Genomic DNA, 17,396 nt, shown 5'->3' with positions numbered 1-17,396 from the left:
GATCAGCAGGATCACCGGGCGAACGGGATGCCCCGGCGGGACTGCGCGTGGTGGGGGTGGCTGAACAGCCCGTTCGTCCGCTCCGGGTCCTCGAGGGTCCCGATGCGCTGCCCCATGTGCAGCTGCAGGGCCGGGAAGCGGCCGTGCTCGAACAGCAGGATGTTCAGGGAGCCGCCGTACTGGAAGTTCCCGATCTTCTGGCCCTTCGTCACCGGGACGGGCTTCTGGGGGTTCTTGAACTCCGCTTCGTACTGCACGGAGCCGATCGAGTTGAGGCCGACGGTCACCATCGCCACGTGCGTCTCGTGCTTGCCCCCCCTGGGGTCGGTGAACATCGTCCTGAAGATGAGGTATCCGCGGCGGAAGGTGTCGAACATCTCGTAGTCGAACCCGTAGCCGACGTTCCCCTTGTTGAGGAGCTCGGGGAAGTCCCGCATCCCGTAGTAGATTCCGTGGACGTCGTCGTGGGACTCCACGACCTCACCCGCTACCGGCGCGTGGTACCAGTGGTAGGTGTCGGGCATCAGGATGCACGACACGGCCGTGCCCCCGGGCACCGTCTTTCCGCCCTCCTCCCTGGGGACGAACCTCTTGTAGTACTCGGAACCGGCGAGCAGCTGCTTGACGTTCATGGTGACCGTCTTGACCGGGATCGGCGTCTCCTCGGCCAGGTCGTCGACGATCATGTTGATGACGCAGTCGGTCGGGGCGACCACCACACTGTTGTCGTCCTGGGCGTCGATCGGGCGCTTGCCGTCCTTCAGCTCCCGGATGAAGAACTGGTTGAAGGTGGCCCAGGGGCCGTCCTTGAAGTCCTCCATCCTCGTGCCGAGTTCGCTCTCCCAGAGCTTGATGAGCTTCTGCCCGTCCTTCCCCGTGTCGTCCATCTGGTCGCCCTGCAGGTTGGTGAAGTCCTTGGTCATCTCCAGGCCGGGACCGCAGGTCACGAAGACCATCCCGTAGTCGTTCTCGTAGGTGAGCCAGCTGAACTTCTCGATGTAGTCCAGGCCGTCGTTGGGCTTCGTCGTGGTCCAGTTGGTGTACCACTCCGCGAAGAACTTCTTCAGATCCTCGATGCCCTTCCCCTGCCAGTCGTAGTACACCTTCTTTCCATCGGGATCGGTCGGGTCGGCCGGACACTTCACCACGTTGGCGATCGTCGCGTCGAACAGGGTCTTGAAGCCCTCGTGATTGGTGCGGTACCAGTCGTCGATCCTGTCGAGGAAATCTTTGAGGGGCTTCGGGTACTCGTCGTTGTCCGGCATGACTCTCCCTTTCGCATCCGCCGCGGAGGCGTCCCCTTTCGGATCGCCTCTCCGGTCTCGGCGTCCACGAGTATGGTTGCGCCCCGGCCCGCCGCCGACCGGACACGCATGGGCGTCACCGGTCCGTGAATCCCCTTGCCGGTATGAGGAATTACCCCCACCGGCAACCGGCCGGAAAAGCCGAAACGTTCTTCCGGCCGCCTCGACCGGCCCCCGTCAGCCGACCGGCCGAAGCCGCCGGCCACGGCTGCGGGGCGCTCCCGCTCCAACGGCGGACGGCCGGATGGCGCATCGGAACGTCCCGGCGTCCCGCGGTCGCGGCCGGCGGGATCGTTGCTCTGGCGGGGTGATCCGCCACCGCCGTGCGCACGTTGGGGCCCGTCGGGCGCCCGCCGTGCCGTAGGCATGACCCGTGTCCCGGGCCCGCCCCCGTCACCCGCGGAGCCGGGCCCCTCCCCTCCCCCGTCGTGAAGGAGTCGCCATGCCCGCCACGCCCGCCATGTCCCAGGAACCGGGCACCGTCACAGGGTCGTCGGACGCCGCGGCGTTCGGCAAGAGGACACAGGTGAGCACCGACCCGAACGACTGGGTCCCCGTCCTCAAGGCGGGCTTCGTCTGCACCGTCGCCCACCTCGAGATCAGCACCCCGGGCGACCAGCTGGTGATCAAACCGAGGTGCGTCCCCATGGTCTACGCCTACCACGAGGAAGGCGGCCGGAGGCTCCTCTACCTGCACGGGTCCATCTACTACCCGACCGGGATCCCGGTCTCGCTGAAGCACCTGTGGAGCGAGGACGGCGTGTCCGTCTCCCTGGCCGTCACCCTCGTCGACGGCCTCGTCGTCGGACGCGCGGCCATCAGCACCTCGCTCAACTACCGCTCCGTCGTCGTCAACGGCGTCGCCAGGAAGGTCGACCCCTCCGGGCGTGCGAAGACCTTCCACGCGCTGAGCGACCAGGTCATCCCCAATCGCTGGAACGAGCTGCGCCCCATCGACGACACCGACCTGAACACGGACGGGCAGAATCACCCCACCATCGGGGTCCTCTCCGTCGACCTCGACGAGAAGGAGACGACCGTCCACGCCAAGATCGCGACCCACCCCGAGGGGCCCGAACACGAGACCCAGCGGGACTTGGACTACCCCCACGCCTGGGGCGGCACCCTCACCGTGCGCCAGACGTACGGCGATCCCGTCCCCGACAAGCACGTCCCGCCGGGCACCCCCGTCCCCACGTCCGTGCAGGACCTCGTCAAGCGCCACCGGGCCACGTAGGACACGGCACCGCAGGCCCGGACCGTGCGTCACGGTCCGGGCCTGCGGCGTGTCACTGACGGTTGGTCACAGCTTCGCGCACTGGCCGCCCTTCGGGCCGCTCACGGTGTTGGCGAGGCCGCCGTTCACCGGGGCCGGGGTGTTGCCGGAGCAGTCCAGCGGGCCGCGCACGGTGGTGCCGGCCAGCAGGGTGGCGCCCCGGTTGAGCGCGAGGTGGAGCGGGCCGGACAGGGTGGCGCGCAGGATCGCCGTGGTGCCGGTGGTGCCGCTGACGGCGACCGGGCCGTTCACGGTGGTGTCGCTCAGCACCAGGGTGTTCGCGCCGCGGGCGGAGAGCGGGCCGGACAGGACGGAGTCCAGCGCGACCAGGGAGGCTCCGGGCTGCACCAGGACCGGGCCGTCGACGGTGGCGCCCTGGAGGCAGGTGACGCCCGAGGTGACGGCGAGCGAGGAGTGCCGGCCGCGCACGGTGGTGGTGCAGGCGGGCAACGCGCCGACGGTGAGCGGCTGTTCGGCCTTCACCCCGCCGACGGTGACGCTCAGCGTCCCGCTGCCGGGGCGCAGCCCGGTCAGGGTGGCGGTGGCCGGGTCGTAGGCGGCGACGGCGGTGCGCGGGGCGCTCGCGGCGGTGCCGATGTGGACGGCGGTGCCGCCCCACTGGGCGGTGACGGGCCAGGCGACGGGCACGGTGCGCTCGCCGTCCTGGGTGAAGGTGGCGTGGACGGGGGCGGTTTCGAGCAGGCCGAGGGCGGTGGGGGCCTGGAGGTCGACGGTGTCGGCGCGGGCGCGGACCTCGGCGCGCAGCCAGGCGGAGGTGTCGTCGGCGGTGGCGTAGGGGTCGGTGACGCGGCCGGCGGCGGGGTTGACGCCGAGCATCGTCCAGCCGGTGAAGCCGCCGCGGTCGGGTTCGGCGGCGGGGCCCTTGCCGGAGTTGCCGTTGATCAGGTGCGGGACGCCGTCGATGCTCTGGGCGTGGAAGGCGCCGACGTGGCCGGTGACCATGGCGGCGGACTTGCCCTTGGTGCGGAAGTCGGCGAGCCACTGCTCGACGAGGGCGGCCTCCTTGCGGTCGCCGAGCTGGCTGCCCTGGTCGGGCAGCGGGTCGCGGGTGGGGTGGTGTTCGAAGAGCAGCAGGCCGGTGACGGACGGGTCCTGGGCGGCGCCGTCGAGGGCGGTGCGCAGGGTGGCGATCTGGTCGAAGCCGCTGCCGCGCAGGGTGCCGAGCGAGCTGTTGAGGGTGACGAAGCGGGTGCCCTTGACGTCGAAGACCTGGGTGGTGTCGCCGAAGGCGGCCTTGAAGTTGTCGATGGTGCCGGGGCCCATGACCTCGTGGTTGCCGGGCACGTAGTGCCAGGGGACGGTGTGGCCGGTGAGCTGGTCGAACTCGTCGAGGAGCGTGCGGGCGAGGGCGAAGTCGGCGGGGGCGGCTTCGTCGACGAAGTCGCCGTCGATGACGAGGAGTTCGGGTTTGGCGGCGGCGATGTCGCGCAGGGTGCGGCGGGCGGCCTGGACGATGTCGCTGTCGGGGCTGCGGGCGATGAACTGGGCGTCGGACATGACGGCGACGCGCAGCGGGCGGCCGTCGACGGTGCCGTTGGTGAGCACGACGGGGTCGGTGACCTTGGGCTGGGCGGGCAGTTCGACGTCGGGGGCGACCTTGACGCGCAGGTCGGCGAGGGTGAGGGCGCCGGTGTAGGAGCGGGCGGCGCTGGTCTCCATCAGGCGGAAGCGCTGGAAGGTGAGCGGGTACTGGACGCCGGCGGGGACGGGGAACTCGACCTTGCGCCAGCCGGTCCAGGTGACCATCGGGGCGTCGAGGTTGGCGGTGACGCCGGCGGCGGTGCGGTACTGGATACGCGGCCAGGCGCCGTTGCCGTCGCCCTCGATCCACATCGTGATGGAGCGGGGCTGGCCGGGCAGCACGATGCCCTCGGGGGCGATGGCGTACTGGCCGCGGGTGCCGGTGGAGTGGGTGAAGTCGTAGGCCAGGCGCAGGCCGTGGGTGCCGTCGGGGCCGGGGGCGGGGGCCGTCGAGCCGCCGGGGGCGCGGTCGTTGCCGGACTTCCAGGCGGCGGCGTCGGAGAAGTCGGCGAACGGCTTCTCGGTCATGCCGACGGTGACGGCGACGGCGCTCTCCAGGGTGCCGACGGTCAGTTTGAGGGTGGCGGACTTCCCGTCGGCCAGGGCCTTGAGGGCGATGGTGCCGTCGGGGGCGGCGCTCGTCTCGACCACGCCCTCGCCGCCGGTGACCTTGACGTCGGCGGCCTCGACGGGTGCGGTGTGGCCGAGCGCGTCGTAGCCGGTGACGGTGAGGCGGGCGGTGGCGCCGGCGCCTTCGAGGGCGATCGGCGCGCTGCCGGCGCTGACGCGTACCGCCGGGCCGAGCACGGTCAGCGGCAGGACGGCCTTCGCGGCGCCGGTGGCGGTGACGGCGACCTCGGCGGCGCCGGGGGCGCGGCCGGTGACGACCGCGTCCAGGCCGCGGCCCTCGACGCTCGCGGTGGCGCCGGTGGCGGTGGACCACGCGGTGGCGGACGGCGTCGCGGTGACGGCGCCGTACGCCTCGTCGTGGGGCAGGGCGCGCACGGTGCGGTGCAGGCCGGGGAAGAGGCGGGCGGCGGTGTCCACGGCCGGGGCCGGGCGCAGCCGGAAGCCCTTGGCCTGGCCGGAGCCGGGGGTGGAGAACAGGCCGAGGCCGTTGGCGACGGCGCGTTCCCCGCCGTTGTCGGAGGGGCTGCTGACGGTGCCGGCCCGCTCGGTGCCGGGCAGGCGGGCGGCCATCGCGGCGGAGCCGCCGCCGTCCATGTTGAGCGCGTTGTGGGCGCCCATGTCGCGCAGCAGGACGGCGAGGTCGGGGAGGCTGATGCCGGGGCTGTCTGCCTGCCGGCCGTCGACGGTGACCAGGTACATGCGCCGGTTGTCGGCCGAGAAGCCCACGGCCGTACGGGCGTTGAGCTCGTTGCCGTCGTTCTCGCCGGAGCGCTGGGCGACGCCGTCGGCGACCAGGACCTGGTAGCCGCCGACGGCGACGGCGACCTCGCCGAAGGAGGCGCGCGGGCGGTAGCCGACGGAGACCCGGTCGCCGGGCCTGAGGTCGCGCAGGGCGCGGGCGCCGGCCTCGCGGCCGACCAGGACGGTGGCGCCCTCGGGGACGGCGGCGCCGAGCGTGTCGCGGACGGCGGTGACCCGGCCGTCGCGCAGTTCGACCTCGGCGACCTCGGCGGAGCCGTTGGCGACGTTGCCGCGGGTGGCGTCGCCCCAGGCGGGGGTGAAGACGCCGACGCCGTCGGCGGGCAGGCCGTAGGTGTTGACGCCGTTCAGCGTCAGTTCGCGGCCGCCGGGCAGGCTCGCGTGGCCCTCCAGGAAGACCTGGGCCATCCGGGCGAGGCCGTCGGTGCCGACGGTGACGGCCTGGTTCCAGCCCTCGACGGGGGCCTGGACCAGGCCGTCCTTGCGGGAGACGCCGACGCCGAGGGGGGCCTCGGAGGCGTTCATGTCGAAGTAGTCGCCGTTGATCGCGGCGACGGCTCCGGCGCCGCGGGCCATGTCGGTGACGCTCTGGCGGGTGGTCACCTTGCCGGAGGACAGGTAGTCGACGCTCAGGCCCTCGGTGTCCAGGTCGGCGACGAGGACCTTGCCGCGGATCCAGCCCGGGCCGCCGAGGCGGTCGAAGGAGGTCATGGTCAGGCCGGGGGCGATGGGGGTGACCTCGCGGCGGGTGACCACCGACTCGCCGGGGCGGTCCAGGACCAGGTCGGGGGTCTGCGCCCGGCTCTGCGCGGGGGCGTCGGTGGGGGCGGGGGCGGCCCAGGCGGGTGCGGCGAGGCCGGGCAGGCCGGCGGCCAGCGCGGTGGCCAGCGCGAGCGCGCCCAGGGCGCGGCGGCGGGTGCGGGTGCGGGTGCCGGCGGGCGGGGGTGGCATGGGGGTCTCCTCGTGCGGCGGCGGGCTCGGGCGTCTCCGGCGGCGTGCGGGGCGCCGGAAGTGCCGTTCGCCCGCGGACGGTGCGGCCCGGGGGCGTTTCCTCCCAGGCCGCGGGAAGTCAACCGTGCACGGACGGCCTCCAGTTCACGCGCCGGTGAACCGGCCCGCTCGGCGCCGCGAACAGGCGGGCGGATCCGGTGGGAAGGCTGACGTACCGCCACAAAGGGGGTGCGGCTTGCCTCTCCGTGTCCGCCCCCTTCCGTGTTCGTCCCCTTCCGTGTTCGGCGTTTGCCCCTCCCCCTGGGGCAGGGGGCACAGTGGCGGGCGTGCAGGACGACACGATCACCATCGGCGAACTCGCCGCCCGGACCAGGCTCAGCCTCAAGGCCCTGCGGCTCTACGACGCGCGGGGTCTGCTGCCGCCCGCCCTGGTCGACCCGCGCACCGGCGTGCGGCGGTACGGCCCGGCGCAGGTCGAGCGGGCCCGGCGGATCGCGCTGCTGCGCGCCGCCGGGCTGCCGCTGGCGCGGATCGCGGCGGTGCTGGACGCGGCCGAGTCGGACGGCGACGCGGGCGAGCGGGAGCTGCTGGCGTACTGGCGGGAGCGGGAGGCCGAGCACGCGGCCCGCCGGGAGGCGGTGGGCTACGCCCGCGAGGTCCTGGCCGGACGGGGCACGGCCGTGTTCGAGGTCGCCGAGCGCGACGTGCCCGAGCAGCACGTCCTGTTCGTCCGACGGCACGTGGACGCCGCCGAGCTGCCCGGCTTCCTCGCCGAGGCCTCCGGGCTGCTGCTCGGCCGGCTGCGGGAGGCGGGGGCGTGCCTGTCGGGGCCGCTGTTCGCGGTCTACCACGGCCTGGTGGGCGAGGACTGCGAGGCCCTGGTCGAGGTCTGCGCCCCCACCCCGGACGCGGTCGGGCCGCACTGCGTCGGGCCGCACGGCCCGTTCGCGGTGCGCGTCGAGCCCGCGCACCGCGAGGCGTACACCGCCCTGACCCGCCGGCGCACCGCCGCGATGGCCGCCGCCCACGACGCGGTCGCCGCCTGGGTCGCCGCGCGCGGGTACGGGCGGGGCGGGCCGAACCGGGAGGTGTACCACCCGAACTGGGCGACCGCCGGGCCGCTGGAGCACGTCGCGGACGTCGCCGTGCCGCTGGCGGGCGCGGGCTCGGGCTCGGGCTCGGGCTCGGGCGCGGGCTCGGGCGCGGGCGGCCCTCGGAGAGGAGCTGACGACGGGCTCACAACGGGCTGACGCCGCGCTCACGGCGGGCTCGTGACGGCGCCCCGGCGGTGACGCGGCGGGGTCGGTCCCGTACGGACGGGCACCGCCCCGGTGTGGAATGGGCCACATTCCAGGGGCCGTTGACGGTCCGAAGTGACCAGGGTCACGTCCGGCGCGCGTTCGCGGCGCCCGGCGGCGCGGCCCCGTGGCGGGACTGGGCGGGCGCCGTGGCGGCACGGGCGAAGGGCCCGTCCGCTTCGGGACCTTGGTCGCGAATCCCCTCGACCTTCGCCCCGGTGGCGCCCCCTCGGAACCGGGGCAACCGTGGACGGTCGCCCGTTGTGACCGGGCGGTGGCGCCGTCCGAGGTGGGCGGCGTCTTCCCCTGCCGTCTACCCGGCGCACGGTGCGCAGTGCGTGCCGTACGCTCCGGAGGACCCCAAGTACATGTCCCAGACCATCGACAACGCCCCGTATACCGCGTTCCACCGCAGGCTGGCCCTCGCCTGTTCGGGCGGACCCCTGCTCGACGGCTACATCCTGAGCATCGTCGGCGTCGCCCTGATCGGGATGCGCCCGGACCTCGGGCTCTCCACCGCCGAGGTCAGCCTGATCGGCGCCGCCGCCCTGGTCGGCATGTTCGTCGGCGGCGCGCTCTTCGGCGTGCTGACCGACAAGATCGGCCGGGAGGTGATGTACACCGCCGACCTGCTCGTGATGGTCGCCTGCTCGGTGCTCTCCTTCTGGGTGGACGCGGTGTGGGCGATCACCCTGCTGCGCTTCGTGCTCGGCATGGCCGTGGCCGCCGACTACCCCATCGCCACCTCGCTGCTCGCCGAGTGGCTGCCCGCCAAGAAGCGCGGCCGCCTGCTCGGGCAGCAGATCGTCGCCTGGTACGCCGGCTCGGTGCTCGCCTACGTGGTGGGCTACCTGTTCCTGGAGCTGGCCGGGCCGGGCAGCTGGCGGTGGATGCTGGCGAGTTCCACGGTGCTGTGCGTGGTGTTCCTGGTGATCCGCCGCGGCTCGCCGGAGTCGCCGCGCTGGCTGGCCGCCAACGGGCGGGTCGGTGACGCGGTGCGGGTGGTCGAGAAGCACCTCGGGGTCCGGGTCGACGGCCGGGAGCTGATGCCCGATCCGGCCGAGCGCGGCCGCCCCGCCGGACTGCGCCTGCTGATGACCCAGCCCTACCGGCGCCGCACCCTGTTCTGCGGCCTGTTCTTCATGTGCCAGGTCGGCCCGCTGTTCGCGATGCTCACCTTCGGCCCGCAGATCCTCTCCTCCTTCGGCATGCCGGGCGGCACCGTGATGGAGACCCTCGGCACCGGCCTGATCAGCCTGGTCTTCCTGCTCGGCTGCTACCCGGCGCTGCGCCTGATCGACACCCGCGGCCGCCGGCCCGTCATCATCTGGTCCTTCGCGCTGATGACCGTCCCGCTGGCGCTGCTGGGCGTGTGGCCCACCGCCCCGGCCGCGATCGCGCTGCTGGCGCTGTGCGCGTACGCCTTCCTGTGCGGCGGGCCCAACGTGCTCGACTGGACGTACCCCAACGAGCTGTTCCCGACCGAGATCCGGGCCACCGCCGTGGGCGTCGCCACCTCGGTGAGCCGGATCGGCGCGGCCGTCGGCACCTACCTGCTGCCGCTGTCGCTGACCGGGCTGGGCACCGGCCCGACCATGCTGATCGCCGCCGGGGTCACCGCCCTCGGGCTGCTGGTCTGCGTGGCGTGGGCGGAGGAGACCCGCGGCACCGCGCTGGGCGCCTCCCCGGCTGCCCCTGCCGCCCCTGCTGGTGCCTCCGCCGGCGCGCGGACCGCGCGGGGCGCCGTTCCGGCGCAGCGGGTGGCGCAGACGGCGCGCTGACGGAGGACCGCCCGTGCCGTTTCGGCCCCCGCCCGGGCGGGGGCCGAAACGGTCTCCGGGCCGGGCCTGCGGGTCAGGCCAGGTCGCCGCGTTCGCGTAGCAGGGGCAGGAGGTGGTCGCGGACGGCGGGGGCCAGGCGCAGGGTGTCGTCGCGGCCGTCGGTCCAGCGCAGGTCGGCGAGTTCGGCGGCGGGGACGGGCTCGCGGTCCAGGGTGGCGGTGAAGACGGTCATCAGCATGGGCACGCCTTCGAGGGCGGCGGTGGCGCGGATGTCGGTGAGGTGGCGGGGGTCGACCGGGGCCGCGCCGAGCTCCTCGCCCAGTTCGCGGGCCAGCGCCTGGAGGGCGTCCTCGCCGGGGTCGGGCTTGCCGCCGGGGAGGTAGAAGACCTCGGGGGCGGCCTGCTTGCTGACGACCAGGAGCCGGCCGTCCTGGATGATCGCGGCGGCGGCGACGGTGAGGGGCGTTTCCGGGATGCTGGTGGCTGCGGATTCGATCATGGAAGCGATTGTCGCAGGTGGGAGGGTGTCGGGAGGGCGCGCCGACGGGGAACCCTTGCGAGTCCGTGCGCACGCAACTATTGTTTACGAGTGTAAATGCAGCTGCAAAAGTTGCATGCTCGCCCTTGCTTCACCCCGCATCCTTGCTTCACCTGCGTCCTGGCGTCAGCCGACCCCACCGGGAGTCCGACATGAGCACCTCTCTCTTCGCCCCGCTCACCCTGCGGTCCCTGACCGTCCCCAACCGGATCTGGATGCCGGCGATGTGCCAGTACAGCGCGGCCCCGGACGGCGCCGCGGCCGGCGTCCCGACCGACTGGCACTTCACCCACCTCGCGGCCCGCGCCGCCGGCGGCACCGGGCTGATCATCACGGAGGCCACCGCGGTCAGCCCCGAGGGACGCATCAGCCCGTACGACCTCGGCATCTGGAACGACGAGCAGGCCGCCGCCTTCCGCCGGATCACCGCCTTCCTGAAGAGCCAGGGCACCGTCCCGGCCATCCAGCTCGCCCATGCCGGCCGCAAGGCCTCCACCGAACGCACCTGGGTCGACCGCGGACGCCCCGTCACCCCGGACGAGGAGCACGGCTGGACCCCGGTCGGCCCCGGCACCGAGGCCTTCTCCCTCGCCCACACCACGCCGGACGAGCTCACCGAGGAGCAGATCGGCGAGATCGTGCGGCAGTTCGCCGACGCCGCCCGGCGCGCGCTCGACGCCGGCTTCCAGGTCGCCGAGGTCCACGGCGCCCACGGCTACCTCGTGCACCAGTTCCTCTCCCCCCACACCAACCGGCGCACCGACGGCTACGGCGGCTCCTTCGAGGGCCGCATCCGCTTCGCGCTGGAGGTCGTCGACGCCGTCCGCTCGGTGTGGCCCGAGGACCTGCCGGTCTTCTTCCGCGTCTCCGCGACCGACTGGCTCACCGAGAACCCGGAGGACGGCCGCGAGGGCTGGACCTCCCGGGACACCGTCCGCCTCGCCAAGGAGCTCCGGGCCCACGGCGTCGACCTGCTCGACGTCTCCACCGGCGGCCTCGTCCCCGACGCCCGGATCGAGGCCGCACCCGGCTTCCAGGTGCCCTTCGCCGAGGCCGTACGCCGCGAGACCGACCTGCCGGTTGCCGCCGTCGGCCTGATCACCGACCCCGCCCAGGCCCAGGCCCTCCTCACCGAAGGCCGCACCGACGCCGTCCTGATCGGCCGCGAACTGCTGCGCAACCCCTACTGGGCCCGCCACGCCGCCACCACCCTCGGCGCCGAAGTCACCACCCCCATCCAGTACCACCGCTCCTGACCCCCGCCCCGCCCAGCGCAACGCGGGAAGTCGGCCCGACCGACTTCCCGCTCCGCCTCGCGCGGGCACTTCCCCACCAACCGCCCGCGCACCCACCCCACCAACCGCCCAGCGCAGCACAGTGGGCAGTCGACCCCGTCGACTGCCCACTCCACCTCGCACGTGCACTTCCCCATCGACTGCCCTACCCGGCACGAGAAGTCGGCCCCGCCGACTTCCCACTCCGCCCCGCTCACCGCAGTCGCTCCACCAACTTCCCAACGCAGCACAGGAAGTCGAGCCCACCGACTTCCCACCCCACCTCGCGCAGGAACTTCCCCACCAGCCGCCCCGCACGCACGAGACCTTGGCCCTACCGACTTCCCACTCACCCGCCCACACATCCCCAGCCAACGGAGCAGGGGCGAGGGAGCAGAGCAGCGAAGCACAGGAAGTCGGCCCCATCGACTTCTCACTCCGATCCGCTCGCCGCAGCCATCAACGGACCAGCGCAGCGTGGGAAGTCGAGCCCGCCGAATTCCCATTCACCCGCCCTCACCCGACGAAGCCGGAAGGGAGCGGAGTGGCGCAGCGCGAGAAGTCGGACCCGCCGACTTCCCACTCCAGCCCCCGTGCTCACCCACCAAGCCGCGCAGGCCGGGGCCCAAAAAGAGGGACTGCCAGCCAACCTGCGGGCGGACGAGCAAGGCTGACCGAGCTGCACCCGGCGAACATCGATGCGGCACGAGAAGTCGACCCCTCCGACTTCTCACTCCATTCCAACCCCCCACCCCCACCCGGCAGAGCGATGTGGGGGGGGGTGATGGGAGTGCCGCACACAGGAAGTCGAGCCCACCGGCTTCTCAATCACCCCGCCCACATCCCCACCCAGCGGAGCAGGGGCGAGGGGTCCGGAGCAACGAAGCACAGGAAGTCGGGCCCGCCGACTTCTCGCTCCAGCCCCCGTGCCCACCCGCCGAAGCGGTGCAGGTCGGGCCCGAACACCCGGGATAAGGAAGTGCCAGCCGATCTGCGGTGGACGAGGGGCGGCTGGACCGGCGCAGCGTAGGAACTCGAACCTGGCGACGTCCTACAGCAGGTGACACGGCGCGGGGAGTCGGGCCCGCTGACTTTCCGCTCCGGCCCGCGCGCCCACCCTCCATTCTGTGCGGGCCGGGGCCCGGGGAACTGCGGGTGGGCTAGGGGTGGCGGGAGTGGCATGGCGTGGAAAGTCGGGGTGGGCGAGGGGTGGGTCAGGAGTTCTGCCGGCCCGGGATCTCGGTGGTGTCGGGGTCGATGGGGGTGGCGTCGCTCAGGTCTTCCACTCTCAGTGGCTGTTGGCCGTCGAAGACGACCGCGAGGCCGTAGGGGTCGCAGATGGGCAGGCGGCCTTCGGCGAAGTGGAGGTGCCACTCGTCGAGGTAGAAGTTGAGCTGGGGGGAGTCCAGTGGGAAGTCCGCGGCCGGCAGGCGGAGGTAGGGCTGTGACTTCGCTTCGGTGAGGCCGAAGAGGGCCGGGTCGGCCGCCACTGCCTCGCGCACGAAGTGGAGCGCCGTCTCGAGGTAGTGGTCGATCCTGCCGAGGACCTCGGCGACCAGGGGGAGGTCGGCCCGGTCGAGGTCGTCGGTGTCTTCGAGCAGGATGGTGGCCTCGACGGGGGCGCCGTACAGCGTGCTCCTCGGTGCCTGGTCGATGCTCCAGACTCTCAGGCCGTCAGGACCCCGGGAGGGGAGCAGCCGTCCGATGCCGTTGCGGAAGACGTTCGGGGGCACGGTGACTCCGTCTCGCGGGACTCGGGACTCTGGGCGCGGCCGCGGGGGCTGCGGCCGTTCCCTCGGATGGTACGGCCGCAGGAAATCTTTCGGCTCAGCCAGGGCGCAGTGATGGCATTTCAGGGGGTCTCGACCGCAAATTTTCCTGCGGGGCGGGGTGCGTGTCGGATTTGAGTTGGAGTGCACTCCAAGTTCTACGGTTTCTGCCGTGGTCGCCGCCGCACGTGGTCGGCGGCGCGGGAACGGGAGAGGAGCGGCGCCGATGAGCAGGTCCGCGCACGAGGCCGAGGTCCGCCGGGAGCGTTTCGCGCGCGGGTTGGAGGTGCTGGAGCGGATCGACGGCGAGGTCGGGCGGCGGGTGGTGGACGCGCTGGGCGACGTCAGTCCGGAGCTCGGGCACCAGGTGGTCGCCTGGGGGTTCGGGGAGATCTACAGCCGGCCGGGGCTGCCGCCGCGCGATCGGCAGTTGGTCACCCTGGGCATGCTCACCGCGCTCGGCGGGTGCGAGCCGCAGCTGGAGGTCCATGTCAACGCCTCGCTGAACGTCGGGCTCACGCCGCAGGAGATCGTCGAGGCGCTGCTGCACTCCGCCGGCTACTGCGGCTTCCCGAAGGCCCTGAACGCCACCTTCGTCGCCAAGAAGGTGTTCGGCGAGCGCGGCCTGCTGCCGGTCGCGGCGGACCGGCAGGACGACCGGCGGGACGACCAGCAGGAGGACCGGCCGACGGACCGGCAGGCGGGCCGGCCGACCGACTGACCGGCAGCCGGCCGACGGACCGACCGGCCCGGTGGTGCGGACTTCGGCGCGGCAGAAGGTGCCGCAGCTGGCCCGCCCTGCTGGAACAGGGCAAGCCGGATCCCCTGGGTGGTGTCGAGTGGCAACGGCCGGGGAGACCGCGTGCATGGGGCGCGACAGGCCAATGCCGCGCGGGGCCCTGGCGCCTCCGGCTCCTGGCCGGGGGCGGGGCTGGTGCGGGGCGCTCACCCCGCCGATATCCACTGAGGATGGCGTTTCGATTTCCTCGCGGCAAGCCCGAAAGCGCGTGGGAGGTCGGACGCGGCGGGCAGCGGGACCCGGGGGTGCGGACGGCCGGACGGCCGTGAGCTGCGAATTCCTTCTGACGGTTTTTCAATTTCGGCTGGGACAAGGCGAGAAACGGCGGCGTAAACCGTTGGACCGCCCCCGTGGTACACGGCGACCCTGTGCGTGGGTGTCCAGCCCGCCCGGCTCTGGAAGGCCGGACGGGCACGCGTGAGGACCCCGGTCGAGTGGCAGCAACCGCAACCCAGCGAAGCGGAGACCGCATGGAACAGCAGTACACCCCGGCCGCGAACGCGGCGTGCGTCGAGGTCCGGACGGCCCCCGGCACCCCGGTGCCGGTCCCGGCCACCGTGCTCGTGGTCGTCGTCCTCCTCCTCACCACCGCCCTGACCACCCTCGGCACCCCCGCCCGCACCGCCGTCGCCACCCTGGCCGGCGCCGGACTGCTCGGCATAGAGCTGGTCCGCCGCCTGGCCGAGGCGCTCACCGTCCACCGGGCCCGCTAGGAGGCGGCCGGTGGGGCGCCTGAACAGCGCCCTGGCTGAGCAGGACAAGGAGGTCCGGACGCTCGCGCGGTGGCTGCGCGGACTGCGCGAGCGCTCCGGCCTCACCTACAGCCAGATGGCGCGCAAGACCGTCGAATTCACCCGGCCCGTCTCCCTCGCCACCCTCTCCCGCGCGGACGAGGGCCGTACGGTGCCGACCTGGCCGGTCACCGAGGCCTACGTCCGGGCCTGCGGCGGCTCGGTGCGCACCGCCGAGCGGCTGTGGCTGCGCGCCGACGCCCGCAGGCCCGGCCGGAGGGGGAAGGTCGCGGGCTGCGGACCGGCCGCGCACCGGGCCCTGCGGTACGTCACGGAGCGTTCCGAACTGCTCGTCGCCATGCGGCGGTTGCGGCTGCGCGCCGGGAGCCCGACCCTGCGCGAGCTGGAGACGCGCGCGGTGCGGGGCGCGGTGAGCCACCTGCCGCGCAGCACCCTGCACGGAGTGCTGGCGGGCGAGCGGGACTGCACCGAGCGGGTCCTCGTCGAGTTCGTCCGGGCCTGCGGGGTGGGCCCGGCGGAGGAGGACGAGTGGGTCGCGGCCCTGCGCCGCACCACCGGGGCGCCGCCCCCGCCGTCCTCCCAGCCCGACGTCCGCCGCCAACTCGCCGAGGCCCACGCGGAGATCCGGCACCTGCGCCGCACCCTCGGCAGCCGCCCGACGCAGGAAGTCGGCCCGTCCGACTTCCCGCGCCGTACCGACCGGTTGGCGGGACGGTCCGTCCCCTGACCGGGAGGCCCCGCCCGGCCTGCGGGAGCGGGAAGCCGGCCCGTCCGACGTGTCATGCCGTGGCCGGTGGCTCCTCCTCGGGCAGCAGGTACCGGCCGAGGTGCGCCGTGAGGAACGCGGCGATCGTCTCCGCGTCGGTGGACTCCGCGGGCAGGTCACCCGGGCGGGGCTGGTGGATCCTGATGAGTTCGTCCCTCAACCGGGCGTCGAGAAGCGGCGCTTGGTAGCTGTCGATGGTCCCGCGGTAGAACAACCAGTCGAAGATCCTGACGGCGGGGCAGCGGCCGGACTGCGGCTCGTCCGACAGGTGGCTGTCCCCCCAGGCGCCGACGTAGACGTAGTCCGCGCGCCTCAGGGCTCCGTCGAGGTACGGGGTGGGGTGGTCCTTCAGGTTCCAGTAGCTGCGGGCTTCGGCTTCGGGTACGGGTTCCGGGAACGCGGCAAGCCAGAGACGGAATTCGAACACCGGAACAGCCTGGCAGACCCGCACCGGATCCACCGCCACTTCCGCTCCCCCGCTCCCCCGCGCCCGCCGAGGGCGCCCGCGCCGGCACGGGCTGAACGGGGATCCGGCGGGCGGGGGCGCGGGCGGGGGTCAGTCTCCCGGGCGGCGGCGCAGCCACCGGTAGAGCAGGGCGGCCGTGGCGGCGCCGGTGGCCAGGACGGCGGCGTCGAGCCAGGTAGGCACGGCCGGGTCCTGCCCGTGGTGCTGGTAGACGCCGGACAGCAGGGCCCGGGCGGCCAGGGCCGCCACCGCCCCGGCGCCGGTGGCGATGAGGGCCTCGATCTGGCCGGTGCGGCGGGAGGGCACCGGCTCAGAACCCGGTGAGGGTCGTCTTGCCGATCGCCGTACCGGACTCCTGGAGGCGGTGGGCCGCCCGGAGGTTGGCGGCGTTGACGGGGCCGAGGTCGCGGGTGGCGGTGGTGGTGAGGACGCCCGCGTCCACCAGGCGGGCGACCCGGTCGAGGATGCGGTGCTGCACCGCCCGGTCGGCGGTGGCGTGCAGGGAGCGGGTGAACATGAACTCCCAGTGGAAGGAGATGCTCTTGCCCTTGAGGACGCCGATGTCCAGGGAGTCGAAGTCGTCGACGGCGACGATGCCGCCGAAGGGCTTCAGCGCCTCGGCGTAGGCGGTGAGGTTGCGGTCGGTGGCGACGGTGCTGAAGACGTGGTCGAGGCCGCCGGGGGCGACCTCAGCCAGCTGCGGGCCGAGCGGGCGGCTGTGGTCGATCACGTGGTCGGCGCCCATGCGGCGGGCGAAGTCGGCCGACTCCGGGCGGGACGCGGTGCCGATCACCGTCAGGCCGGTGAGGGCGCGGGCGAGCTGGGTGACGAGGGAGCCGACGCCGCCCGCGGCGGCGGTCACCAGCAGGGTGCCGCCCTGCTCCGGTCCGCCGGTGCCCAGGCCGAGGCGTTCGAAGAGGCCCTCCCAGGCGGTGAGCGCGGTCAGCGGGAGCGCGGCGGCCCCGGCGAAGGAGAGGGTGGCGGGCTTGCGGCCGACCAGGCGCTCGTCCACCGCGTGGTAGCGGGAGTCGGCGCCGGGCCGGTCCAGGGCGCCGGCGTAGTACACCTCGTCGCCGACCCGGAACAGCTCCACCCGCGAGCCGACCGCGACCACGGTGCCGGCCGCGTCCCAGCCCAGCACCCGCGGCTCGCCGCCCGGGTCGGCGCTCTGCCGGACCTTGTGGTCCACCGGGTTGACGCCCACCGCCTCGACCCGCACCAGCAGGTCGCGCGGGCCCGGCCGGGGCACGGGCAGCTCGACGTCGAGCAGGCTCCGCGGGTCGTCGACCGGCAGGCTCCGGCGGTAGGCGACGGCGGGCATCGTCGCCGGGATCCCGGCGGTCTCGGGCGTCGGGGGTGTCGCGGGCACGGCGGTCATCAGGGCTCTCCTCCTCGGGGCGCCCGGGGTGTCCGGGCACGTCGGAGACGGTATGCGGAAGGTAGTGGTTACCCGCAAGGACCATTGGTACCTGTTGGGTACCGAAGCAGTAC

Annotated in this window: 14 protein-coding genes; 7 read left to right on the top strand and 7 right to left on the bottom strand. The window is 73.4% G+C overall.

All coding sequences use genetic code 11. The annotated features are described in order from the left end of the window. Positions 1-11 precede the first annotated feature (11 nt). Positions 12-1,265, bottom strand: coding sequence for a phosphatidylserine decarboxylase (locus AMK13_RS32870; RefSeq protein WP_074005320.1), 1,254 nt, complete (start codon positions 1,263-1,265; stop codon positions 12-14). Between the two features lie 481 nt (positions 1,266-1,746). Here AMK13_RS32870 and AMK13_RS32865 point away from each other — a divergent pair, with 481 nt between their 5' ends. Next, entirely contained in the window at positions 1,747-2,541 is a 795-nt protein-coding gene (locus tag AMK13_RS32865; protein WP_074005319.1) for a pyridoxamine 5'-phosphate oxidase family protein, read from the top strand. 66 nt (positions 2,542-2,607) lie between these two features. On the opposite strand, the gene AMK13_RS32860 is transcribed toward AMK13_RS32865, so the two are convergent. Continuing rightward, entirely contained in the window at positions 2,608-6,462 is a 3,855-nt protein-coding gene (locus tag AMK13_RS32860) for a phosphodiester glycosidase family protein (protein ID WP_074005318.1), read from the bottom strand. Positions 6,463-6,788: 326 nt separating this feature from the next. On the opposite strand from AMK13_RS32860, the gene AMK13_RS32855 reads away from it, so the two are divergent. Continuing rightward, positions 6,789-7,712, top strand: a complete 924-nt coding sequence (locus tag AMK13_RS32855) for a MerR family transcriptional regulator (RefSeq protein ID WP_158077772.1) — start codon at positions 6,789-6,791, stop codon at positions 7,710-7,712. A 416-nt stretch (positions 7,713-8,128) separates the two neighbouring features. Then, positions 8,129-9,541, top strand: coding sequence for an MFS transporter (locus AMK13_RS32850; RefSeq protein WP_074005316.1), 1,413 nt, complete (start codon positions 8,129-8,131; stop codon positions 9,539-9,541). 73 nt (positions 9,542-9,614) lie between these two features. Here the strand turns inward: AMK13_RS32850 and AMK13_RS32845 are convergent, their stop codons facing one another. Continuing rightward, entirely contained in the window at positions 9,615-10,040 is a 426-nt protein-coding gene (locus AMK13_RS32845) for an NUDIX hydrolase (RefSeq protein WP_074005315.1), read from the bottom strand. A 191-nt stretch (positions 10,041-10,231) separates the two neighbouring features. Between AMK13_RS32845 and AMK13_RS32840 the strand changes: the two genes are divergently transcribed. Beyond that, complete coding sequence (locus tag AMK13_RS32840) at positions 10,232-11,335, top strand: NADH:flavin oxidoreductase/NADH oxidase (RefSeq protein WP_074005314.1); 1,104 nt, start codon at positions 10,232-10,234, stop codon at positions 11,333-11,335. Between the two features lie 1,232 nt (positions 11,336-12,567). On the opposite strand, the gene AMK13_RS32835 is transcribed toward AMK13_RS32840, so the two are convergent. Then, entirely contained in the window at positions 12,568-13,086 is a 519-nt protein-coding gene (locus tag AMK13_RS32835; RefSeq protein ID WP_074005313.1) for a hypothetical protein, read from the bottom strand. 262 nt (positions 13,087-13,348) lie between these two features. Here AMK13_RS32835 and AMK13_RS32830 point away from each other — a divergent pair, with 262 nt between their 5' ends. The 3 genes from AMK13_RS32830 (at position 13,349) to AMK13_RS44320 (ending at position 15,400) form a co-directional block, all read left to right on the top strand. Then, entirely contained in the window at positions 13,349-13,843 is a 495-nt protein-coding gene (locus AMK13_RS32830; RefSeq protein ID WP_079272710.1) for a carboxymuconolactone decarboxylase family protein, read from the top strand. Between the two features lie 548 nt (positions 13,844-14,391). Continuing rightward, positions 14,392-14,634 (top strand): hypothetical protein, encoded by a 243-nt coding sequence (locus AMK13_RS32825; RefSeq protein ID WP_074005312.1) that lies wholly within the window; start codon positions 14,392-14,394, stop codon positions 14,632-14,634. 10 nt (positions 14,635-14,644) lie between these two features. Then, entirely contained in the window at positions 14,645-15,400 is a 756-nt protein-coding gene (locus AMK13_RS44320) for a helix-turn-helix domain-containing protein (protein ID WP_074005311.1), read from the top strand. A 52-nt stretch (positions 15,401-15,452) separates the two neighbouring features. On the opposite strand, the gene AMK13_RS32815 is transcribed toward AMK13_RS44320, so the two are convergent. From AMK13_RS32815 to AMK13_RS32805, 3 genes are all read right to left on the bottom strand, one after another. Then, the gene (locus tag AMK13_RS32815) at positions 15,453-15,866 is read right to left on the bottom strand and encodes a hypothetical protein (protein WP_143204689.1); all 414 of its coding nucleotides are present in this window, start codon (positions 15,864-15,866) and stop codon (positions 15,453-15,455) included. Positions 15,867-15,995: 129 nt separating this feature from the next. Then, positions 15,996-16,211: a hypothetical protein gene (locus tag AMK13_RS32810; protein WP_074005309.1), complete on the bottom strand. Its 216-nt coding sequence runs from the start codon at positions 16,209-16,211 to the stop codon at positions 15,996-15,998. 4 nt (positions 16,212-16,215) lie between these two features. After that, a complete protein-coding gene (locus AMK13_RS32805; protein ID WP_074005308.1) occupies positions 16,216-17,283 on the bottom strand; it encodes a zinc-binding alcohol dehydrogenase family protein in 1,068 nt (355 codons plus the stop codon). Positions 17,284-17,396 lie beyond the last annotated feature (113 nt).

The organism is Streptomyces sp. CB02056, from assembly GCF_001905545.1.
In the GTDB taxonomy this organism is placed as follows: Bacteria; Actinomycetota; Actinomycetes; order Streptomycetales; family Streptomycetaceae; genus Kitasatospora.
This window is presented reverse-complemented; position numbering and strand designations above follow the sequence as displayed.

Coding starts and splice junctions, on each gene's coding strand:
- AMK13_RS32870 (WP_074005320.1), bottom strand. CDS start 1,265: ATGCCGGACAACGACGAGTACCCGAAGCCCCTCAAAGATTTCCTCGAC.
- AMK13_RS32865 (WP_074005319.1), top strand. CDS start 1,747: ATGCCCGCCACGCCCGCCATGTCCCAGGAACCGGGCACCGTCACAGGG.
- AMK13_RS32860 (WP_074005318.1), bottom strand. CDS start 6,462: ATGCCACCCCCGCCCGCCGGCACCCGCACCCGCACCCGCCGCCGCGCC.
- AMK13_RS32850 (WP_074005316.1), top strand. CDS start 8,129: ATGTCCCAGACCATCGACAACGCCCCGTATACCGCGTTCCACCGCAGG.
- AMK13_RS32845 (WP_074005315.1), bottom strand. CDS start 10,040: ATGATCGAATCCGCAGCCACCAGCATCCCGGAAACGCCCCTCACCGTC.
- AMK13_RS32840 (WP_074005314.1), top strand. CDS start 10,232: ATGAGCACCTCTCTCTTCGCCCCGCTCACCCTGCGGTCCCTGACCGTC.
- AMK13_RS32830 (WP_079272710.1), top strand. CDS start 13,349: ATGAGCAGGTCCGCGCACGAGGCCGAGGTCCGCCGGGAGCGTTTCGCG.
- AMK13_RS32825 (WP_074005312.1), top strand. CDS start 14,392: ATGGAACAGCAGTACACCCCGGCCGCGAACGCGGCGTGCGTCGAGGTC.
- AMK13_RS32805 (WP_074005308.1), bottom strand. CDS start 17,283: ATGACCGCCGTGCCCGCGACACCCCCGACGCCCGAGACCGCCGGGATC.